Genomic DNA, 22,013 nt, shown 5'->3' on the forward strand with positions numbered 1-22,013 from the left:
GCGATCGCGCTTAAAGAAGGCGTGGAAATGGTTATGCCTGGTGACAACGTTGAGATGTCAGTAGAGCTAATCCACCCGATCGCAATGGACCCAGGTCTACGTTTTGCGATCCGTGAAGGTGGTCGTACAGTTGGTGCTGGTGTAGTTGCTAAAGTAACTGCATAATCGCTGATTGTGTAAGAAAAGCGCCTCTTTGAGGCGCTTTTTTTTGATCTAAACTTTTATAAAACTAAAAATAAATTGTCTGACAATGATTTTAAAAGCTGTCCTTATCTGATATCGGCTTGACCTAAACTGCACTTATGTAAAAAAAATTACCACGTAATATACAGATAAGAATATGAATATTAAATTTTCGGGCCTGGATTGGCCTGATGGGAGTGGTCACATGAATGCGAAAGTAAATATTACCAATCGTGCCGGTGCTAGTTTTCCAGTTCGTCGCATGAACTTTGATTTTGATGCTGTACCGGAATATTGGATGAATGGTTCAGCAGGTCTCACTCATTTTATGACGGCATTATCTGCGCTATTTCCAGCGGGAGAAAAGTTTTTTATAGATTCAGTCCGTGCGGTGCGTAAACATCCTGCAATTGCCAATAATGAAGCATTACAAAAAGAAATTTCCGCTTTTATTGGTCAGGAAGCCATGCATACTCACGAGCATATCGGCTTTAATGCATCTGCGCAAAAACATGGGCATGATGTCGAGACGCTTGATCATTATACCGATAAAGTCATTCAAACGACACGTAAAGTCATGGCTAAACTGGGTAAGCCTGTGGGAATTACCCAAGAAATGGTAGATTTGACTGCAACCACGGCACTTGAGCATTTCACTGCAACCATTGCCTCACAGCTTTTGACCAATAGCCACATTCAGGAATTGATGACAGATGAAACCATGAAAACCATGTGGTTATGGCATGCCATCGAGGAAAATGAACATAAAGCAGTCGCTTATGATGTCTTTGAGGGGGTTTTTGGCAAAGGCCTAAAAGCCTATGCACTGCGTACGTCTTCCTTGGTCATCGCAATGGCAACCTTATTTGTGGTGCAAAGCTATTTCCTTGCCCGTTTGCTTAAACAGGATCAGCAGTTTAATCTTGAGTCCTTAAAAGCCATTTATACCTATGCCTATAGTCCTTCTAAAGGTGTCATTACGGGTATGGCGAAAGAAATGCTGATGTATTTTAAACCGGGATTCCATCCGAATGATCATCATACAGATCAGTTGTTGGCGACTTGGAAAGCCAAATTGGGTCTGTGACAGAACTGAAGATCAAAGAGCGATTAAAATCGCTCTTTTTTTTGCTCGATTTTTTGGATGAAGTTTCTATAATGCGAAGGTTGATTCTATATAAGATGAACGAAGATGATTCGTTTAATGCAAGCAGCGGATGTAGAAGCCGTGGCAAAGATTGAAAGGTCGGTTCAATCACATCCCTGGACTTTAAAACAGTTCGAAGATGCTGTAACAGCTTATCAAAGTACCGTGATTGAAATAAAAGGGCAGGTGGTCGGATTTTGTATTTTACAACCGGTGCTGGATGAAGCCAATTTATTGCTCATGGCAATTGATCCGGCACAGCAAGGCAAGGGCTTGGGCTATCAGTTGCTGGAGGCTTCAGTGGCCATGCTAAAAAATAATCCGGTGCAGATTTTCCTGGAAGTGCGCGAGAGTAATCTGGCTGCGATCAAGCTATATGAAAAATCAGGATTTCATCAGATTGATCTGCGTAAGAACTATTATCCAAATGCCAACGGAAGCCGTGAACATGCCATCATTATGGTGAAAGCATGTACGGATGATTTTGCCAGTCTGTTTAAATCATAAAAGCTGACGACCTTATTTAATAATCTGGTGATTCCATCCGCTGGGTAAGGTCGTCATTAATGAGTTTCCCAAGTGCTGAATCTCCGTGGCACTCAGGGCATGATTTAAACGTCGCCATTGTCCATCGATCAAGAGTTCCAGTGGCAGATACTGAGATTTGTAATTCATCTTGCTAGAATGCGGTACCCAATAACCCAGATAGATAAATTGCAAGCCCAGCTTTTGTGCATGTTCAATCTGTTTCAAGATCGCAAAAGCACCGAGTGAGCGGCGATTTTCATCCGGATCAAAGAAGGTATAGACGGCAGAGATGCCATCATCCAGCAGATCGCAGGTTGAAACACTGATTAGACGCTCACCTTGCCATAACTCTAGAAAGAAGCTGTCGGTACAGCTTTGTAATAAAAATTTTTCGAACTGATCCCGAGTGGGTGGGAACATATCGCCATCTGCGTGGCGTTCATTGATATAGCGTTCATACAGCGCATAATGCAGGTCACCGGCGTGCTCTGGACTGGTAATTTTCATCACCAGATCCTGATTCCGTTTCCCGGCTTTTTTTTGTGAACTGTTCATGCGGAATTCAGCAACGGGTACACGCGAAGACAGACATTGACGACACAGATGACATTCGGGGCGATAGACGAAATCACCACTGCGGCGGAAACCGGTACGTGACAGTTCCGATAAAGTTACTACATCAATACGATGTGCAGGATCCAGAAAAACCATGCGCGCTGACTTGTTGGGCAAATAGCTACAATCATGCGGCGGCGTAATATAGTACTGTAAATCGTTCAGTAGGGCCTTTGGCTGATAAGAGTTCATAACAACTACCCTCTGTTATTTTCATTCACTTAAGCGCGCGTTTTGCGCTATTGTTTTACTTGAAAATACACCTTCCTGATACTTTTTCCAATCGATAGCAGGCTTTTTTACAATATCTTGTAAAGAATTAAGATAGGCTTGGCGAGAAAGTGTGCATGCACCCAGGCTTAACAGGTGATTGTTGACCAGTTGGCAGTCGATCCAGGGCAGCTGATTTTCCTGTCCAATCAGCATTAAAGTGTAGAAAGCCATTTTAGAAACATCGGTTTGCGTACTAAACATGGATTCACCAAAACAGCCTTGACCAATGGTCACACCATAAAGTCCACCGACGACGCGATCTTCATCCCAGACCTCAATGCTATAGCCATATCCTGCGTCGAACATGTCGCAATAGCCTGCGATAATATCTTCACTGATCCAGGTGTCGTCTGCATAAGCACGAGGCAATGAACAGGAACGAATCACTCTTTCAAAAGCATGATTGACCGTAATTTTATAATCCTGCTTTTTCATATTACGTAGCAGGGATTTGCTTGGATGATAATCTTCGGGGCGAATAATGCAGCGTGGTTCCGGACTCCACCAGCAAATCGGATCACCTTCTGAAAACCAGGGAAATAATCCATGCGTATAAGCTTCAAAAAGTGTGGAAGGGGAGAGGTCTGCACCAATACAAATCAGTCCTTCACCTTCAGGATCAATCTCGATCGGATTGGGAAAAATGAATTCTGAGGGAGGAAGTAAAGACATGGCAGACCCGACATAAATCTATAGATAAATCATCATCTCATTCTAGCAATAAAAAAGCCGTCCATAATGGACGGCTTTTTTATTCTTGCTGCTTAGTCTAGTTTGCCCATCGCATCAAGATATTTTTCTGCATCAAGCGCAGCCATACAGCCTGAACCGGCAGAAGTAATGGCCTGACGGTAAATGCTGTCCGCAATATCACCGGCTGCAAATACACCTGGTACCGAAGTTTGGGTTGCATTACCTGCAGTACCGCTTTGTACCTGGATATAACCGTCACGAAGCTCTAACTGACCTTCAAACATGGTGCTATTTGGCTTGTGACCAATCGCCACAAACATACCCGTCACATCGACGTTTTGAGTAGAGTCATCTTGAGTTGATTTAAGACGAACCGAGGTCACGCCAGATTGCGCATCACCTAATACTTCATCGACTTGATGGTTCCAGATAATGCTGATCTTGCCTTCTTTTTCTTTGGCAAATAAATGATCTTGCAAGATTTTTTCAGAACGTAATGAATCACGACGGTGAACCAGAGTCACGTGAGACGCAATATTGGATAAGTACAACGCTTCTTCAACAGCGGTATTACCACCACCTACAACCATGACTTTCTGGTTTTTATAGAAGAAACCATCACAAGTCGCGCAAGCACTGACACCTTGACCCATATAGGCTGCTTCAGATTCCAGACCGAGGTATTGGGCAGTTGCACCGGTACAGATGATCAGGGCATCACAGGTGAACTCTTCCATATCGCCTTTTAATACGAACGGGCGCTGGCTAAGATCCACTTCATTGATATGGTCATACACGATTTCAGTGCCAAAACGCTCTGCATGTGCCTGCATACGTTCCATCAATGCTGGACCAGTCAAACCTTCGGGATCACCCGGCCAGTTATCGACGTCAGTCGTCGTGGTCAGCTGACCGCCCAGTTGCAAGCCTGCAATCAGGGTAGGTTTCAAGTTTGCACGCGCTGCATATACTGCTGCGCTATAGCCTGCAGGGCCAGAACCTAAAATAATCAGTCGTGAGTGACGTGCGCTCATCAGCTGTATCCTTTTTTATTTAGAAATTTATTGAATTATACGTGAAACTGTATAACAGTGGTGTGAGATTAAAGTCGATATTATTGATCATTGAAATCGATTTGGGCTATATAGCATAAGTAACATTGTGCTTGCACAATAGTGCATCTTTTTTCACAGAACAGGTGCATAATATGTATTTTATTGCGTCGCTTTTTTCAAGCATTGAAGCAAAAGAATATTCATGAAGAATTGGTTACAGGACAGTATATGACAGCGGTGTCGAGTGCCTATGCACAGCGCTTAGTAATGACATTATTTTTAGTCTCATTTGGGATTTATCTGTTTCTTGCAACAGTGACCTATACGCCATTTGATCCGGGGTGGATGCATATCTCCAGTGATACGCAGACCGTTTCGAATGCCAGTGGGGTAGCGGGTGCCTGGATTGCAGACCTTTTGTTTGGCTTTCTCGGTTGGGCAAGTCTGCTGATCCCTGTCTATCTGTTTATGGAAGCGATTCAGGTCTGGTGGCCGCGTAGCTTCCTGAACCGGCCATTTCGCTATGCTGCACAATTCTTCCTGTTGCTGACCACCTCAGCGCTGTTGTTTTTATTCTGGCAAGTCCCTGCTGATACGCTGGATAATTCTTCCGGCGGTATTATTGGCTATGAATTAGGTCAGAGTCTTGAACAATTGCTGACAGTCTATGGTGCAGCATTCTTCCTGCTGGTGCTTTGGGTGGTGTTATTTACCTTGGCTTTTGGCGTGAAGTGGAACAAGACCTGGAGCAGCCTCAAAGCAACGCCTGCTTATCTACAAGACCTGTTCTACCGTAATGTGCCTGAAGGCATGTCTGATTTTGATCGGACTGCACCTGTCGCCAAAAAAGAGCCAGTCATTAGTGCAAAAAAAGTAGCGGTTGCAGTAACACCTGCGCCTGAGCATCAACTGGTAGAAATAGATCCGGTGGTACGTGATCAGGTGGCTGAACGCTTATTTGATGATTTTGCCGATAAAGAATCACAACAACCGCAGTTTTATGATGATATTCCTGAAGCTGAGCAGCAGGCTGCTGAGCCAGTCGAGACACTTAAGCAAGCACAGCAAGTGCCTCAACAGCCGGATCGTGTGGTAGCGACAGGCGAGGTGTGGCGTGCCTTACATTCAAATGAAGATCAGCGCCATAAACAGGATATTGATGCCTTACTCAAAGCAGCCGAAGAAGAACAGCTTAATTCTCCAGTCTCACATATAGCCGCTCCTCAACCTGTTTCAGCACAGACTCATGCTCACACCAGAACCGCATCGGCTTCACATACAGGCCTGGACTGGGATGATGATGAAATCTTTGATGAACTTCTGGCTGCGGTTCCGCAAGGCAAAACTGCGACTGATGTGCATAGCCCATTCAATACAGCGCCAGCCGAAAAGACGGCAAGAATTGTAGAAGACATGACCAATGTTGCGCCTGTCATTGCATCTATGGCGACTGCACATGTCGTGAAAAATAGCGCATTACAGGCCGATCTGGATGACCTGGGTGATTTGCTGATTGAAGAAGATGAGCCAAGCCCACCAGTACGTGCATCAAGCTATGCCCAATCTTCTGCATTTGTACAGGCACCAATTCAGCATCAGGGTATAGAGCAACCAGTATCTCCTCCTTCTGCAACTCATGCAGCAGTACGCGAAGCTTTATCTAAAGAAGAATTTGTAGAAGCCTGGCAAGAAACGGCTGGCAAGCCACAGGATGAAGACGAGTTTGATTTTGATGCGCCTTTAACTGATGCTTCAGGCCGTCCGATGTCACGTGCCATGCAGGTGGTTGAGCGCCGTAAAGATTTATCGCCGCTTCCAGGTCTGGATTTACTGGATGAAGTTGATCCCAATAAAAAAGTGAATTTTACCGAAGAGCAGCTGGCACGTTTATCTGAACTTCTTGAAATCAAGTTGCAAGAATTTAATGTCAAAGCCAAGGTGGTAGAAGCACAGCCAGGCCCAGTCGTAACACGTTTTGAACTGGATCTGGCGCCAGGGGTAAAAGCCTCTAAAGTGACCAATATTTCGCGTGATCTGGCACGTTCGATGTCGATGGCATCGGTGCGTGTGGTTGAGGTCATTCCGGGCAAGCCGTATATTGGAATTGAAGTACCGAACAGTACCCGTGAAATGGTCCGTTTAATTGAACTTTTAACTATTCCAGCTTTCACTGATCCGAATAGCATCCTCTCCATGGCAATGGGTAAGGATATTTCCGGTAATCCGGTGATTGCTGATCTGGGTAAAGCACCGCATATGCTGGTGGCAGGGACCACGGGTTCAGGTAAATCGGTGGCGGTGAACTCGATGATTTTATCGATGTTGCTGAAATATACCCCAGATGAATTGCGTTTGATTCTGATTGATCCAAAGCAGCTGGAATTGGCTAACTATAACGATATTCCACATTTATTGACGCCAGTTGTGACCGACATGAAAGATGCGGTGAGTGCATTGAACTGGTGTGTCAATGAAATGGAACGCCGTTATAAGCTGATGTCTTTCCTGAAAATTCGTAAACTGAGTGACTATAACCGCAAGGTGGAAGAGGCGATTGCCAATGGTGAAGACCTGATCGATCCAACCTGGAAAGCGAGCGATTCTGTTGTGGGTGAACGTGCACCGCGTTTAACCCCGTTGCCTTCGATTGTAATTGTCGCGGATGAATTCGCGGATATGATCATGCAGGTCGGTAAGAAAGCCGAAGAAATGATTACCCGTCTGGCACAAAAATCACGTGCGGCCGGTATTCACCTGTTGCTTGCGACCCAGCGTCCATCAGTAGATGTGATTACAGGTTTGATCAAAGCTAATATTCCAACGCGTGTTGCATTGCGAGTGAACTCCAAGATCGACTCGCGTACTATTCTGGATGCGGGTGGTGCAGAAGACTTGCTCGGTCACGGTGACATGCTATTCCTCGGCCCGGGTAAGATTGAACCTGAGCGTGTACATGGTGCGTTTATTGCTGATGACGAAGTCAACCGGATCTGTGATGCATGGCGTGAACGTGGTTCACCAAACTATGTCGACGAGATCCTGACACCGTTTGATGAAGAGCCATCGGGTCGCGGTTTTGAAGATGGTGGCGACGGTGGATCAGATCGCGATGCGTTATATGACCAGTGTGTGGCATTTGTACTAGAAACCCGTAAGGCTTCCACTTCATCCTTACAGCGTAAATTCAGTCTGGGCTACAACCGTGCTGCGCGGATCATTGACCAGATGGAAGAAAATGGCATTGTCAGCGGCATGGGGGCCAACGGCAAACGCGAGATTCTGGTTTAGTTTCAGTGTATCTTCAATAAAAAAGCCTGCTTTCAAAGCAGGCTTTTTTATGTATTTTTGACTCAGGCAAACTTCGCTAATACATCCAGAAACTCGGCACTTTGACGCGGGAAAGTGGCAATCACGTCATGAATCCGCTGTCCTTCCGGATTGGTTGCATTGACATCACGGCCATCAGCGACAAATTTCGTCAACAGGCGTTCATAATCGAATGGACGCATATGCTTGAAAGCGTGATACAGCACGTGAAAATCAGCATTAACACCTGCAGGAGGAAGCTGATTTAAATAGGCAAATACACGCTCATCTGACCATTCTTCGTTAAATGTCGCTGGTTGAGATAATGCCATCGCAATTTCCTTGATCTAATGTAGTTTTTTCGGCATGAAAAAAGGCAAAATATGAGACTAGATTAGCAAAGCACTGCTTTGCCTAGTCGCAAGACTTGAAGCTATGCTTCAAGTGGGCGGAATATAGCTAAACTACTATTTCTACCACTCTCATATTTTGCCTTGAATCAATTTACTTGACCAATCAAAAATCAGATTATCGTTCTTCAGGTAAATTGATATTCATTTCAAGCATTTCAATATTGGCTTCAGAACGAACCTGCATTTGAATATGCTGTTCATCGACACCGCGAACATAACGATTGACCACCTGCATGATTTCAGTTTTCATCTGGTCAATTTTGTCCTGGCTCAAGCGACGACCCAAGCCTTGTTCGGATGCAACGATCACCTTCAAACGGTCTTTAGCAGTCCGTGCGCTTGATGGTTTATCCTCGCCACTAAAAAGTTTACTCCAGAATCCTGCCATGTCTACGCTCCAAATAGTCGTGCTAACCAGCCCTTAGGTTTTACCTCAATATGACGGTAAGGACGCTCTTCACCAAGGAAACGCGCCACCAGGTCATCATAAGCCTGACCCGCTGAAGCCTCAGTGAAAAGAATCACTGGCTTACCTTCATTTGATGCTTGTAAAACGCTTGGACACTCAGGAATAACACCTAGGGTCGGTACACGTAAAATATCCTTAGAAATATCATCAATCGTCAGCATTTCCTGTTTATCGGCACGTTCCGGATTGAAACGGGTAATACACAGATGCTTACGAATGCGACCTTCGTTTTGTTCTACTTTTTTTGTTTTGCTATCGAGCATACCAATGATACGGTCAGAGTCACGGACTGAAGAAATTTCAGGGTTGGTCACAATGATCGCTTCATCCGCATGGTACATGGCCAGAATGGCACCACGCTCGATACCGGCAGGTGAATCACAAATAATATAGTCAAATTCCTGCGAAAGCTCATCCATTACACGTGCTACACCCTCATCGGTTAAGGCATCTTTATCACGTGTTTGGGAAGCAGGTAAAATATATAAATTCTCAATATCTTTATCGCGAATCAGTGCTTGTTGTAATCGTGCTTCGTTATTTAAAACATTCACAAAATCATAAACTACACGGCGTTCACAGCCCATAATCAAATCAAGGTTACGTAAACCTACATCAAAATCAATAACAACAGTTTTGTGACCGCGTAGGGCTAAACCTGTTGCAAAAGATGCACTCGTTGTAGTTTTACCTACACCACCTTTGCCTGACGTTACGACAACAATTTTCGCCACCGAATCCACTCCTGTTATGGTTCAAATCCCCTGTTTAAAATGGGGTTTTTGGTGTTTATTTATACATTAAAATTGTAGAGCTTCAAATACAAGCTCTAGTTGATCATTCAAGTAAATATGCACAGATTTTTTAACTACATGCGGTGGAATATCATCCGCCACACAATAGGTTCCTGCAATCGAAATCAGTTCTGCTTCGAGGCTATGACAGAAAATACGTGCCGCAGTATTACCACCCGCACCCGCAATCACACGGCCACGTGCGCTGCCATAGACATGAATATTGCCAGAAGCAATCACTTCTGAACCACTGTTGATACCGGCATTAATAATAATGTCGCCATTATGCTGCACGATACATTGGCCGGTACGCAGGATTTCATCATGATATGAGGTGATATGCGCGACGATAGGGGCAGCAGGGGCTTGATCATCACTCACCGCTGTAGGTTCTGGTTTAACTTCCACGACCTGTTCTTTGGTGGCTTTAATTTCTTCTAACTGGCGATCAGGTGGCAGTACCGGGAACTGAATGGCACGTGCCTGATCTCCAAGTAAGCCTTCAGTAACAGCCATAGGCTGTACATCCAGACTGATTAATAGTTGAATCAGCGCAATGAGTTCCTGTTCAACTGAACTTTCAATGACTGCCAAAGTGCCGGGTGGAAATGCTGCTTGTAATTTTGGGCTAAGTTGCTGGCGGATTGCATCATGATCATTGGTATCTAGGCTAATGCGTATCGCATTGACCATTCTGCCTTTTATCCGTATATCAGCCATAATTCTTCCTTAAATACTTCTGACGTGCTGGTTTTGTGTCGAAGCAATGTTGTAAATAGTGCAAATCCTAGAACAAATTGCAGTAATTCTCTAGCGATCTCAGTTATTTTTTTATGCGAACAGAACCGGACGGATTGATCTGATTCTGTACTTTAAACTTTACTTATCTATTGAGCTCTGATTTTGCTCATGTTCTTCTAAAATCTGTTGCCACTGTTTGACTTTCACCTGTTTCCGGATTGCTTCAAGTGTTTCAAAAACAGCCGATTCGACCAATTTATCAATATGTGGATTATGTTCAATCTGAATCTGGCTGATTTTATCTGAAATTAGGGTAAAAGTCGGATTTTCTTTTTGACCTGTGTGGGTAAATGGTTCAATCAGTCCTTGCGTGATATTTTCGCCCAAACGTTGACCAATACTTTGAATTTGCTGTTCAATCCGGCTGCCAACAATTGGAATCAAACGTAATAATTGGGTTAGTTCTGGAGTATCTTCAATCGCCTGATTCACTACTTGCCCTACATTTTTAGCGATCATGGAACGTTGTGCCTGTAATTCCTTGCCTAAAGATTCCTGCAAGATATCTGCCAAGGCAATGGCCAGTAATTTACGGTGATGTTCCACTAAATCATCAATTAACTGTTTATGTGATGTGCTCGTGGTCAGTTCACGCTTAATACCGTCCAGTACGGTCAGTACCACCCGGCTAGAAAGCTCTTCCATCAGCATGTTGTAATAAAAGTTACCTTGGCGATACCAGCGGTTGGGAATTACTTTATAACCATGACTATGCAGGTTGTAGCCAATTGCAACTGCACGTAGCAGGCGCAGAAAACGTAGCTGAGGGATAATGGATAAAATTTCATACCAGTGTACAAAAGGGAAGAACCACCAGCGTCGATGATGACGCAGGACAATTGCGATAACCCAGCGTGCCAGTAATTCACAGACCAAGAAGGTGGTAAACCAGCCCTCGGTAATGATGACCCAAGGGCGTAAATCACTTTTATAAAACTGCAAGATTTCCGGTAAACGAATGAAGTCAAACAACCACTGACCAAAATCGCTCATTAAAATGGCGTTGGCACTGAGACAGAACAGATTGATGATGATTAAAACCATCATGAAAATGTCGTAAATCAGTGCAATTTTCCAGCCCCAGGTTCCTTTACGAACAAATTTAAAGGAGCTGGACGTAATGTCCGGGTTGTCGTTCTTCATAATTACTCAGTTACAGATCCGACCGGGGCTTGGGCAAAGTTCTGCTGCATTTGTGCGATGAGCTGATCTTTTTCGGTCCAGATTTGATCAATCCATTTTTGAAAGCGTGCACGATATTCAGCATCATCTTCATAATTGCCGCCCAGTACCCAGTCTGGAATATCAATTTTTCTTAAATTTACCGCAATACGTGGTACTTCACCTAACCAGAATTCACCATAGCCCGGAATACCGTCAGGATAAACAATGGTCATGTCGACTAGCGCATCAATTTTATCGCCGAGAATACTGAGCGCTAATGCCAGGCCACCGGCTTTAGGTTTCAGTAAATGTGTATAGGGAGACTGCTGCTGATCATGTTTTTCTTGGGTAAAGCGGGTGCCTTCCAGATAATTTAACAGGGTAAAAGGCTGACTGATCAGCTGTTCACAGGATTTACGTGCCTCTTCCATATCCCGATATTTCAGCGCAGGATTTTTAGCAATCTGTTCCTTGCTATGCCGTTTCATCATTGGGAAACCCAAAATTTTAAAGGCCTGACCAACAAAAGGAATAAAAATAAGTTCCCATTTGGTAAAGAAGCGCGTCAGGGGCATACGGGTCAGACCGAAGTATTGATTGACAGTAGTATCGACCCAGCTCTGATGATTACAGGTCATCAAATAACGGCCCTGCATATTCAAATCCAGTGATTCATCTACGCTGATTTGCCATTGCGTGTTTTTCAGCACATGCTCAATTAGCCAGTTGTTGACCCCTAACCAGCTGTTGGTAATCTTGATATTGGTTTCATCCACTTTTGCGGATTTTTTAAAAATTTTGGTTAAACCCAAGGCCAGCACCGGGGGGCCATGAAAAAAAGTACTGCCAGTCATGACTGAAGTGACCGTCAGGCCACGTGCCAGTTTTTTTAAAGTCGGTTGCTTGTTGCTATTCGATGACATATCCAAACAGTCCCCACAGATTAATCGCTTAAATTTTTCATATTTTGAGTAATATAGAGACAGTTAGGCAAATAAAAAAGCCTGAACAGGAAACTATGAAGATATTGTGATGAACTACTTTGATTTAGTTACATATAAACATTACAAAATATTACTAAACGATTTATTATTAACAAAAATTCAATGGTTACACCATTCAATTTAAATCATTATCTCGCTTATACAACAAAGCATACAACAAGGAGTCATGCGATGCGTGCACTAGTAATTTCAGCAGCTGTAGCAGGGGCCGTAGCACTAACAGGTTGTCAATCAACTGGCAGTAACATCGGTGGTGTAGAATATGATAAAGCGGCTCTAGGTACTTTAATTGGTTCTGCAGCTGGCTACGGCGTTTCTAAAAGTAATGCAAATACTAGCCGTCAAAACAACCGTGCAGCAGCAATTGGTGCTGTTGTAGGTGGTGCAGCAGGTATTTATCTTGATAATAAAGAGAAAAAATTACGTCAAGCAACAGCTGGTACTGGTGTAGACGTTAACCGTAATGCAGATGGTTCGATTAACCTTGTGATGCCGGGCAGCATTACATTTGACACGAACAAGTCAAATATCAAACCAAACTTTTATGGCACTTTGAACAAAGTAGCGCAAGTATTAACTGAAGATAACAAGAGCGGTATTCTTGTAACTGGTTATACAGACAGCACGGGTAATGACTCAATTAACTTGCCATTGTCTCAAGCACGCGCAAACTCTGTAGCGACTTACTTGGCAGGCCAAGGTGTTTCACGTACACGTATTAATGCTCAAGGTTTAGGTTCAGCGAACCCAATTGCAGACAATACAACTGCCGCAGGTAAAGAGCAAAACCGTCGTGTAGAAATCGCGGTATATGCAGTTCAATAATTCTTGAACGCTTAAGAAAAAACCACCTTCGGGTGGTTTTTTTATATCTGAATATTGATCTGATTAATCGTATTTTAAATTAGGCAACTGACGCAGAGATGACTATAATCGGAGCCGAATCTAGAAGAGGAAGCCATATGTCACTCGCCAGTCAGTTAAATGACAAGCAACTTGAAGCCATGAAATACACTCAAGGGCCCTTGTTAGTACTTGCAGGAGCGGGTTCAGGCAAGACTTCAGTGATCACGCGAAAAATCGCGTATTTAGTCAAGCATTGCGGGATTCCCGCACATCGTATTACTGCGATGACTTTTACCAACAAGGCAGCACGTGAGATGAAAGAGCGTGTCAGCAAATTGTTGACGCGTGAAGAAAGTAAAGGCGTTTCAGTTTCGACCTTCCATACTTTTGGCCTGAATATGCTGCGCCTGGAGTTGAAACATACCCCACTGAAAAATAATTTCTCGATTCTGGATGCTGACGACTGTAAACGCATTCTGATGGATCTGATGCAGCGTGACAATTTATCCGGTGCAGAAAGCAAAGAACTGATTGCCAAAGCCATGAAAATGATCTCGGACTGGAAAAATGATCTGATTCCACCCGAGCAGGCACATACTACCTGTGAAACTGCCGAAGATGTGCAGTTTGCGCATTTATATCAATTATATGAACGTAATTTGCGTGCCTATAACGCCGTGGATTTTGATGACCTGATTGTAATGCCGACGCGCTTGCTGCAGGAAAATGCTGAAGTCCGTGACAAATGGCAAAACCGCGTGCGTTATCTGCTGGTGGATGAATATCAGGATACCAATACAGCACAGTATATTCTGGTGAAATTACTGGTTGGCGTGATGGGACAGTTCACCGCCGTAGGCGATGATGACCAGTCAATCTATGCCTGGCGTGGCGCTAAACCGGAAAATATGGCCTTGCTGCAGCAGGATTTTCCTAATCTGAAAGTGATTAAGCTGGAACAGAACTATCGTTCGACCAGTCGTATTCTCAAAGCAGCCAACACTGTCATTGGTAATAATCCGCATATTTTTGATAAAAAGCTCTGGTCGGACAAAGGCCATGGTGAAGTGATCCGTGTGATTACCTGCCGCAATGATGATGATGAAGCAGAACGCGTGGTTAAAGACCTGATCACGCATAAATTGATGAACGGTAAAAGCTGGAAAGATTATGCGGTGTTGTACCGCGGCAATTTCCAGGCGCGTATTTTAGAAACCCATCTGCGCCAGATGCAGATTCCGTATAAATTATCTGGCGGACAGTCCTTCTTCGCACGTGCCGAAATCAAGGACATGATGAGCTATTTACGCTTGATCATTAACCCTGAAGATGACAGTGCATTTTTACGAATTATCAATACGCCAAAACGGGCAATTGGTCCGGTAACGCTGGAAAAGCTCGGTCTATTTGCTCAGGAAAATAATCTGTCGCTTCTGGCTGCGGCTGCGGATCAGCGTCTGACCATGGCGATTCCGAAAAAGGCCACGACTCAATTGGCTGAGTTTGCCGATTTTATTGAGGGTTTTACCCGCAATTTACTGGATGATGATGAACCAGTGCCAATTATCCGCCAGATGATGATTGAAGCCGGTTATATCGATTACATCAAGGAAACTGCAGCCACACCAGCGCAGGAAAAGACCAAGCTCGACAATATCGAAGTGCTCTATAGCAGCATTCAAAGCCTGATTAACCGCGCTGAAGATGTTGATGAAAAAAATATTGAAAGTGTGATTCGTAAAATGGTGCTGCTGGACATGCTCGAGCAGCAGCAGGAAGAAGAGGACACCGATAAAGTCAATTTATTGACTTTGCATGCGTCTAAAGGTCTGGAATTTCCTTATGTCTATCTGATCGGGCTGGAAGAAGAAATTCTGCCACATAAAAACTCGATCGCTGCAGAAACGGTCGAAGAGGAACGCCGTCTGATGTATGTGGGGATTACCCGTGCACGTCAGGGACTGACCATTACTCTGGCAGAACAGCGCAAGGCCGGTGGGCAGATGAAGCAAATGACCCCAAGCCGTTTCCTGGATGAATTACCGGAAGATGAGCTGGAATGGTTAGGCCGCAAGAAAAAGCTGGCCGGTAACATCGATCCAAAATTACAAGCCCAACATTATCTTGATAATTTGCGTAATCTTATCAAACGATAAGGTACAAGACTTGCTCTTATTTTAAATGAAACAACAGGAATGAATACATGAAAGTTCAGGTGAAAGTCCTTGACTCGCGTCTTGGTCAGGAATGGCCATTACCGACTTATGCTACGACAGGTTCAGCGGGGCTGGATTTGCGTGCGTGTGTTGCAGAAACCACAATCATTGAACCAGGCCAAACGGTTTTGGTAAAAACTGGTTTAGCAATCTATATTGAAGATCCTGCATTTGCTGGTCTGATCTTGCCACGTTCGGGTTTGGGCCATAAACATGGGATCGTGTTGGGTAACCTGGTAGGTTTAATTGATTCTGATTATCAGGGTGAATTGATGGTATCCGTTTGGAACCGTAGTCATACGGCATTCAGCTTAGAGCCAGGTGAACGTTTGGCGCAGTATGTGTTGGTTCCTGTGGTACAAGCTGAATTCGATCTGGTGAATGAATTCGAAGCGACTGAACGCGGTGCTGGCGGTTTTGGTCATACGGGTAAAAACTAAGTTTTAATAATGGCTTACATTCATTAACTGGATGTAAGCCATTTTTAGTTGATTAGATTAAATATTAAAAAAAATGAATTGGTTGAAATATATTTAAAAAATAAAACCTTATTTTTTCGGCCAAGTAGAATTATTTAAATCCAAAATTGATGTAATTATCAAATGTCTAATTAGATGAAACTCAAAATAAATATAATTGAATAATCATTGTTTAATTACAAGAACCCTATAATTCTAAAGTTGTAGATTATATTTTTATAATTGATTGTTACATTGAAATCGTTTAAAAATAGCAGGTCTTAAAACAAAAACAAATGTTTAAAGTCATTATGATGAAATCATCATTTTAAATCTCCTTATTTTAACGAATAGTGAAAAGACAGTTTTATGGGATCTATGAATCATCCATTCCCCATGCATATCTTTCGTGCCTATGACATACGCGGTAAAGTCAGTCTATTAGGTGCCGGGATCATTGATGCAATTGCCCACGGTTTAGCCCAGCAGTATCAGGCTGCGGGACAGACACGTGTCGCCATTGGTTATGATGCACGCATCAGTAGTCCGGCTTTTGCCGACATCATTGCCCGTATTTTTAAAGACTATTCGCTGGAAGCCACTATTATAGGCTGTTGTTCCAGCCCGATGCTGTATTTCACCGCACGCCAGTTTGATGGCAATGGCATTATGGTCACCGCCAGTCATAATCCTAAAGAAGATAATGGGATTAAATGGATTATTGATGGTGAACCACCTTGTCCTGAGATGATTCAACAGGTGGCCCAACTGGCAAAGTCGCATTGCGATAGCCAGCTACTTGGTTTAGCCGAACTGCCGCATCAGATTATTCCAGAGTTTTGCCTGCAGTATCAGCAGGGAATATTAGAAGATATTCAATTAAAGCGCTCATTTAAAGTGATTCTGGATGGTCTGCATGGCTCCGCCGGACGTTGTGCCGACTTGGTACTCAGAAAAATGGGCTGTGAAGTGACTGCTTTACGTTGTGATGCCAATGGACATTTTCCGGATCATGCGCCGGATCCTTCGCAGGACAAACATCTTGAGACTTTACGCCAAACTGTCATGCAACAGCAGGCTGATCTCGGTATTGCCCTGGACGGTGATGGCGATCGCCTGGTTCTGGTTGATGAACAGGGTCAGATTATCACAGCCGATCAGTTATTATGTCTGTTTGCCGAAATTTGCCTAAGCGATTCAGCACCACGCCAATTTGTTTATGATGTGAAATGTTCAACTTTGGTTCGCGATACAGTGCAACGTCTGGGCGGGGAACCGGTGATGATTCGTACCGGCAGTTCATTTCTCAGAACTTATCTGAACCAGTCTCAGCATCAGGCGATTTTTGGTGGGGAATATGCCGGACATTATGTCTTTAATGATGGTCGCGGCTGGGGCTATGATGATGGCCTCTATGCAGCGCTCAGAGTCATGGAATATCTCGACCAAACGGGGCAAACTCTCGCGCAGGCCTTGGCGGCTTATCCAAAACGACATGGTACTGAAGATCTTTATATTTCAACGCGTCAAGTACGTCCTGTTGAGCTTTTAAACTTCGTTGAACAACAATCCGCAAGAATTCATGCGCAAATCAGTAAAATTGATGGGATACGTCTTGATTTTGAGGATGGTTTTGGCATCATTCGAGCATCCAATACAGGTGAGTATTTCACAGTGCGCTTTGATGCCAATAATGCCCAAGGTCTAAATGAAATTCGTCATCTGTTTGTAGCCATGTTGCGTGACCGTTATCCAGAGATCGCTCAAGACATTTTAGATGCTCAATAAGGAGAGGCGAATGCCAAATCAACAAACAGGCATCGACAAAGCACAGATTTTGACAGAAGCTTTGCCGTATATTCAACGCTTTGCGGGTAAAACCCTGGTGGTAAAATACGGCGGTAACGCGATGACCGATCCTGAACTGGAAAGTTCATTTGCACGTGATATTGTATTATTAAAAACAGTCGGTATTAATCCGATCGTGGTGCATGGCGGTGGCCCGCAAGTCGATTCCATGCTGAAACAGCTGGGCCGCGAGTCAGACCGTATCGACGGCATGCGTGTAACTGATCCTGCGACCATGGAAGTGGTTGAGATGGTACTTGGCGGCAGCGTTAACAAATCCATTGTGAACCTGATCAACCAGCATGGTGGTCGTGCGATTGGTCTTACCGGTAAAGACGGCAACCTGATTCGTGCGCAAAAACTGCTGATGGAAAAAGTGGCTGAAGATGGTTCAGTTCAGCAAATTGATCTGGGTCTGGTCGGTGAAGTTGTTGGTGTGAAGACGGATGTTCTGGAAATGTTCACCAATAGTGACTTTATTCCAGTCATTGCTCCGTTAGGCGTCGATGAAGAAGGCAATACCTATAATATCAATGCCGATCTGGTCGCTGGTAAAGTCGCTGAAGCCCTAGGTGCAGAAAAACTGATTCTACTCACCAATATCACCGGTGTTCTGGATGAAAATAAAAACCTGCTGACTGGCTTGACCACTCAGGAAGTCGATCGTCTGATTGAAACCGGCGTGATTTATGGCGGCATGATTCCGAAAGTGGGTTGTGCTCTGGATGCGGTAAAAGGCGGTGTCGTGAGTGCACATATCGTGGATGGTCGTGTACCACATGCCAGCTTACTGGAAATTTTCACCGATCATGGTGTTGGTACTCTCATTACCAACCGTGCCAATCCGCATCGCTCATAATCCATTTTTTGCCAAAAAGAGTCTCAATAGAGGCTCTTTTTTATTTGAATTTATCAAACCCAGATATTTGAAATGACAGGAACAGTCATGCACAATAAGCTTCTAAGTAAATAGAGAGCTGAAACCAGACCATGTGCCAACTGCTCGGAATGAATTGTGCCACCCCGACGGATATTACTTTTTCCTTCCGCGGATTTTCCCAGCGGGCGGGCATTACCTCTGATCATGCGGATGGTTTCGGGATTGCTTTCTTTGAAGATAAAGCCTGCCGTCTGTTCGTCGATAACCAGTCTGCGGTTGAATCTCCGATTGCCGAGCTAGTGCGTAACTATCCAATCAAATCACGCAATGTGATTGCCCATATCCGTAAAGCGACCCAAGGCAAAATTAATCTGGAAAACTCGCATCCTTTTAGCCGTGAACTTTGGGGGCGGCAATGGATTTTTGCCCATAATGGCGATTTATATGATTATTTTCCTGAACTGTCAGGGCGCTTTACCCCAGTCGGAAATACCGACAGTGAGCGTGCCTTCTGTTACCTGCTGGATCAACTGGTGAAACGCTTTGGCTATCATGAGCCGAAACTGGATCAGGTTTTCGATCTTCTAGCTGAAATTTCACCTGCAATCGCGGAGCATGGCACCTTTAATTTCTGCCTGTCGAATGGTCAGGCGCTGTTTAGCTATGCGATTACTAAACTCCACTGGCTGGTACGTGAATACCCGTTTAGACCGGCTCAGCTGATTGATATTGATGTCGAAGTGGACTTTAGTCAGGTCACGACCCCTGAAGATCGCGTCGCAGTGATTACCACTGAACCATTGACCCAGAATGAAGAATGGACTGCCTTCCAGCCCGGTGAAATGATCCTGTTTCAGCATGGGGCGAAAGTACGTTCTCAGTTGACGCATGTTGAACGTCTGGAACGTGAACGTCTTGATCCTTCCTTAAAACGCGTCACGCGAGCTGATCAATATTGAAATGCGATTAAAGACGGAGTTTAAACTCCGTTTTTTTATATTTAAAAAATAAGAAAAAATCTAAGAATAAATAAAGGTTTATTGCGGATTTTGGTTAATTAATATCTTAGCCTTTTACTCAGGATAAATTATTTTTAATTATATATAACAGAAACTTAAAATGAAAAAGCCGGATTTAGGCGGAAAGCCGACTAATTTGCTTCATTTTTATTTGAATCAATACGCTATATGCTCATTTTCACGTTATAAGTCCTTAATATTTATAGGTGGTCGTAATGAAAATGAAATGGGTTCCAGATTATAATACTGGTATCGATGTGATTGACGATCAGCACAAACGAATTCTCGATTATATCAACGAAATTGATGGAATTGATGCCAATACCGAGCGTGCCCGTATTAAACAGATTCTCGACAATATTATTGATTATACCCAGTCGCATTTCACCTTTGAGGAATCTCTTCAGGAAGAAGCCGGCTATAAATATCGGGTGCCGCATAAACGTGTGCATGACCTGTTTATTAAAAAAATCGAGTCTTATCGTGACCGTTTTGAACTGGGACAGTCCATTGAATCAGAGCTGCACGAAGTATTATCGAAATGGCTGATTAACCATATTCAGCATGATGACGCCGATTATGTCGGTGCCGTGAAAGAAAATATGATGGGGATCATCAAGGAAAAAGAAAAGAAAACAGGTAAAAACTGGTTGGCTCGTTTCTTTTCATAATAAAAGACGTAACGAGATAACAAAAATTAAAATCTAATTATAATTTTTGCGCAGCAAATCACTGTCATGGTGGTTTGCTTTTTGTTTTTGATTTTCACCGCTCCACAAGGCAAAATAGCGCTAGATTTTTATAGGAATGCATCATGCAGGACAATGCTATGTCAAAATGGTTATCGCCGCTGATGGCTTTCTGTTTATCGTTTATTATCATCGCGACGCTCGCACCGATAACCGGTATACAGATTGATCGTCAGATGGATTTCTGGATGCTCTGGTTGGCCTCCATGCTGATTCTGGCACTTCCAGTCTGCTACTTGGAAATTGCTTTGGCCAAGCGCTCTAAAACAACGCCATTACAGGCGCTTTCGACGCTGACCCGTGAAGCGGATGCGTCACAGAAATGGCGTATTGTCGGCTGGTTAAGTGTGATTTTTATTCCGTTTTTGGCAGGTGCTATGTTGAACAATGCCAGCAATGTTCTGGCGGTTGTTGCACTTGATCTTGCACCGAACCTTTTGTTGATCGGATTGGCAATTGCTGCGCTGGTCTTGTCACTGCTGCCGCGTCAAATTTTATTAGCTTTTACAACGATTGGCGTACTGGCGTCTCTGGTTCTAGCCAATGTGATGGGAACGGTGCTACCTGCATGGCAAATCACGCCAGTCGAGTTCTCGGAATGGGGCAATGCCACGGTATTGGCACTGGTGGCAAGTGGTCTGGGCATGGGCTTGTACTGGCAATCTAGCCTGAGCGCTGTACAACAACAGGATGTCGCCAGCAAGACGGTATTGCCGATCTGGATTGCGCAGCTCGTTGCTGTCATTGCATTTGCTTTCTTTGCCGTACAAGCACAAATTCCTGCATTTACTCTGGTCGCAGCAATGGTGGCAGCTGCCGCATTAATTCTGCAAATGGCACGTGAACAATTACAGCAACGCCAGCTTCATCCTGCGATTCAATGGGCGATTGTGGCGGCGGTTACACTGATCTGGGCTATTCCAAATCTAAGCCCAATTTTCAATGTGGTCTTGTTAGTCTGGGGCCTATTGATTTGTTTGATCTATGCACTGTTTGCCGGCTGGATCATGAAGATCAGTCATTTGCGTAAATCAATGAATTTTAGCTCTGAAGCGTTTTATAACATCTGGCGTATTGCAGTACGTGTGGTGTTGCCGGTCGGGATTATTCTGGCAATCATTGCTGTCTTAGGACAATTCGTCTGATGAGTGAGGCGATGATCTGGGTAGCGTATGCGACGTCAGAAAAACAATTTCATCTAGCCGTGCCATTTCAGCCTGGCATGACGGCACTGGATGCGATTCAGCAAAGTAGAATCCGTGAGCAGGTCGAATTGCCTGAACCGTTATCTCTGGGCATTTTTGGCGTGCGTTTGCAAGATCATCAGCAGCTATTGGCAGCAGGGGATCGGGTGGAAATTTACCGAGCACTGACCATCAATCCTAAAGATATCCGACGTAAACGCGCCGAGAAAAATCCGGTGGGTCGTTATGCCAGAGGCAATCTTTTAAGAAAGCTGAAACCATCTTCCGAATAGAAAGGGGTTGGAATGAGCAGTAGTCTCAAGGATCTGCTCAATCAATCACCTTAATCAAAAAAGCCCCTGATGATT

21 protein-coding genes and 1 pseudogene are annotated in these 22,013 nt (G+C 44.1%); 13 read left to right on the forward strand and 9 right to left on the reverse strand.

All coding sequences use genetic code 11. From position 1 onward, the window contains the following. From PV763_RS12815 to rimI, 3 genes and pseudogenes are all read left to right on the forward strand, one after another. Positions 1 to 165, forward strand: a pseudogene (locus PV763_RS12815) (elongation factor Tu); the annotation flags it as partial. 223 nt (positions 166 to 388) lie between these two features. Then, a complete protein-coding gene (locus tag PV763_RS12820) occupies positions 389 to 1,270 on the forward strand; it encodes a metal-dependent hydrolase (RefSeq protein WP_005251126.1) in 882 nt (293 codons plus the stop codon). Between the two features lie 105 nt (positions 1,271 to 1,375). After that, complete coding sequence (gene rimI, locus PV763_RS12825; RefSeq protein WP_420937987.1) at positions 1,376 to 1,837, forward strand: ribosomal protein S18-alanine N-acetyltransferase; 462 nt, start codon at positions 1,376 to 1,378, stop codon at positions 1,835 to 1,837. Between the two features lie 12 nt (positions 1,838 to 1,849). On the opposite strand, the gene PV763_RS12830 is transcribed toward rimI, so the two are convergent. The 3 genes from PV763_RS12830 to trxB all read right to left on the reverse strand — a co-directional run bounded on the left by PV763_RS12830 (position 1,850) and on the right by trxB (position 4,473). Then, entirely contained in the window at positions 1,850 to 2,665 is an 816-nt protein-coding gene (locus tag PV763_RS12830; protein ID WP_005251129.1) for an arginyltransferase, read from the reverse strand. A 21-nt stretch (positions 2,666 to 2,686) separates the two neighbouring features. Further along, positions 2,687 to 3,418, reverse strand: a complete 732-nt coding sequence (gene aat / locus PV763_RS12835; protein WP_168386746.1) for a leucyl/phenylalanyl-tRNA--protein transferase — start codon at positions 3,416 to 3,418, stop codon at positions 2,687 to 2,689. Positions 3,419 to 3,510: 92 nt separating this feature from the next. Then, entirely contained in the window at positions 3,511 to 4,473 is a 963-nt protein-coding gene (trxB, locus tag PV763_RS12840) for a thioredoxin-disulfide reductase (RefSeq protein WP_004646117.1), read from the reverse strand. A gap of 249 nt (positions 4,474 to 4,722) precedes the next feature. Between trxB and PV763_RS12845 the strand changes: the two genes are divergently transcribed. Beyond that, the gene (locus PV763_RS12845; protein ID WP_420937988.1) at positions 4,723 to 7,782 is read left to right on the forward strand and encodes a DNA translocase FtsK; all 3,060 of its coding nucleotides are present in this window, start codon (positions 4,723 to 4,725) and stop codon (positions 7,780 to 7,782) included. 62 nt (positions 7,783 to 7,844) lie between these two features. Here PV763_RS12845 and PV763_RS12850 read toward each other — a convergent pair whose 3' ends face one another. The 6 genes from PV763_RS12850 to PV763_RS12875 form a co-directional block, all read right to left on the reverse strand. Continuing rightward, on the reverse strand, positions 7,845 to 8,132 hold the full coding sequence (locus PV763_RS12850; protein ID WP_004279254.1) for a PA4642 family protein: 288 nt from the start codon (positions 8,130 to 8,132) through the stop codon (positions 7,845 to 7,847). Between the two features lie 196 nt (positions 8,133 to 8,328). Beyond that, positions 8,329 to 8,601, reverse strand: coding sequence for a cell division topological specificity factor MinE (minE, locus tag PV763_RS12855; RefSeq protein WP_004279256.1), 273 nt, complete (start codon positions 8,599 to 8,601; stop codon positions 8,329 to 8,331). Between the two features lie 2 nt (positions 8,602 to 8,603). Beyond that, a complete protein-coding gene (gene minD, locus PV763_RS12860) occupies positions 8,604 to 9,416 on the reverse strand; it encodes a septum site-determining protein MinD (RefSeq protein WP_004646120.1) in 813 nt (270 codons plus the stop codon). A gap of 66 nt (positions 9,417 to 9,482) precedes the next feature. Then, positions 9,483 to 10,196 carry a septum site-determining protein MinC gene (gene minC, locus PV763_RS12865; protein WP_420937989.1) on the reverse strand — a complete coding sequence of 238 codons (714 nt, stop codon included), beginning with the start codon at positions 10,194 to 10,196 and terminating at the stop codon, positions 9,483 to 9,485. Between the two features lie 159 nt (positions 10,197 to 10,355). Next, entirely contained in the window at positions 10,356 to 11,420 is a 1,065-nt protein-coding gene (locus tag PV763_RS12870) for a preprotein translocase subunit SecA (RefSeq protein WP_420937990.1), read from the reverse strand. A 2-nt stretch (positions 11,421 to 11,422) separates the two neighbouring features. Beyond that, on the reverse strand, positions 11,423 to 12,364 hold the full coding sequence (locus PV763_RS12875) for an acyltransferase (RefSeq protein ID WP_005247110.1): 942 nt from the start codon (positions 12,362 to 12,364) through the stop codon (positions 11,423 to 11,425). Positions 12,365 to 12,616: 252 nt separating this feature from the next. Here PV763_RS12875 and PV763_RS12880 point away from each other — a divergent pair, with 252 nt between their 5' ends. From PV763_RS12880 to PV763_RS12920, 9 genes are all read left to right on the forward strand, one after another. Beyond that, entirely contained in the window at positions 12,617 to 13,270 is a 654-nt protein-coding gene (locus PV763_RS12880; protein ID WP_420937991.1) for an OmpA family protein, read from the forward strand. Positions 13,271 to 13,407: 137 nt separating this feature from the next. After that, on the forward strand, positions 13,408 to 15,447 hold the full coding sequence (locus PV763_RS12885; protein ID WP_004730583.1) for a UvrD-helicase domain-containing protein: 2,040 nt from the start codon (positions 13,408 to 13,410) through the stop codon (positions 15,445 to 15,447). Positions 15,448 to 15,494: 47 nt separating this feature from the next. After that, on the forward strand, positions 15,495 to 15,947 hold the full coding sequence (dut, locus tag PV763_RS12890; protein WP_420937992.1) for a dUTP diphosphatase: 453 nt from the start codon (positions 15,495 to 15,497) through the stop codon (positions 15,945 to 15,947). A gap of 387 nt (positions 15,948 to 16,334) precedes the next feature. Next, the gene (locus PV763_RS12895) at positions 16,335 to 17,753 is read left to right on the forward strand and encodes a phosphomannomutase/phosphoglucomutase (protein WP_420937993.1); all 1,419 of its coding nucleotides are present in this window, start codon (positions 16,335 to 16,337) and stop codon (positions 17,751 to 17,753) included. 10 nt (positions 17,754 to 17,763) lie between these two features. Beyond that, complete coding sequence (gene argB, locus PV763_RS12900; RefSeq protein ID WP_005104791.1) at positions 17,764 to 18,672, forward strand: acetylglutamate kinase; 909 nt, start codon at positions 17,764 to 17,766, stop codon at positions 18,670 to 18,672. A 131-nt stretch (positions 18,673 to 18,803) separates the two neighbouring features. Further along, the gene (locus PV763_RS12905) at positions 18,804 to 19,652 is read left to right on the forward strand and encodes a class II glutamine amidotransferase (RefSeq protein ID WP_004646129.1); all 849 of its coding nucleotides are present in this window, start codon (positions 18,804 to 18,806) and stop codon (positions 19,650 to 19,652) included. A 275-nt stretch (positions 19,653 to 19,927) separates the two neighbouring features. Continuing rightward, a complete protein-coding gene (locus PV763_RS12910; RefSeq protein ID WP_164543218.1) occupies positions 19,928 to 20,383 on the forward strand; it encodes a bacteriohemerythrin in 456 nt (151 codons plus the stop codon). Positions 20,384 to 20,526: 143 nt separating this feature from the next. Continuing rightward, the gene (locus PV763_RS12915; RefSeq protein WP_138742935.1) at positions 20,527 to 21,606 is read left to right on the forward strand and encodes a hypothetical protein; all 1,080 of its coding nucleotides are present in this window, start codon (positions 20,527 to 20,529) and stop codon (positions 21,604 to 21,606) included. Next, positions 21,606 to 21,938, forward strand: a complete 333-nt coding sequence (locus PV763_RS12920) for an RnfH family protein (protein ID WP_420937994.1) — start codon at positions 21,606 to 21,608, stop codon at positions 21,936 to 21,938. Before PV763_RS12915 ends, PV763_RS12920 begins: the two co-directional genes overlap by 1 nt. The last annotated feature ends 75 nt before the right edge of the window (positions 21,939 to 22,013 follow it).

This window comes from Acinetobacter sp. AS5, assembly GCF_048957595.1.
Taxonomy (GTDB): Bacteria; Pseudomonadota; Gammaproteobacteria; order Pseudomonadales; family Moraxellaceae; genus Acinetobacter.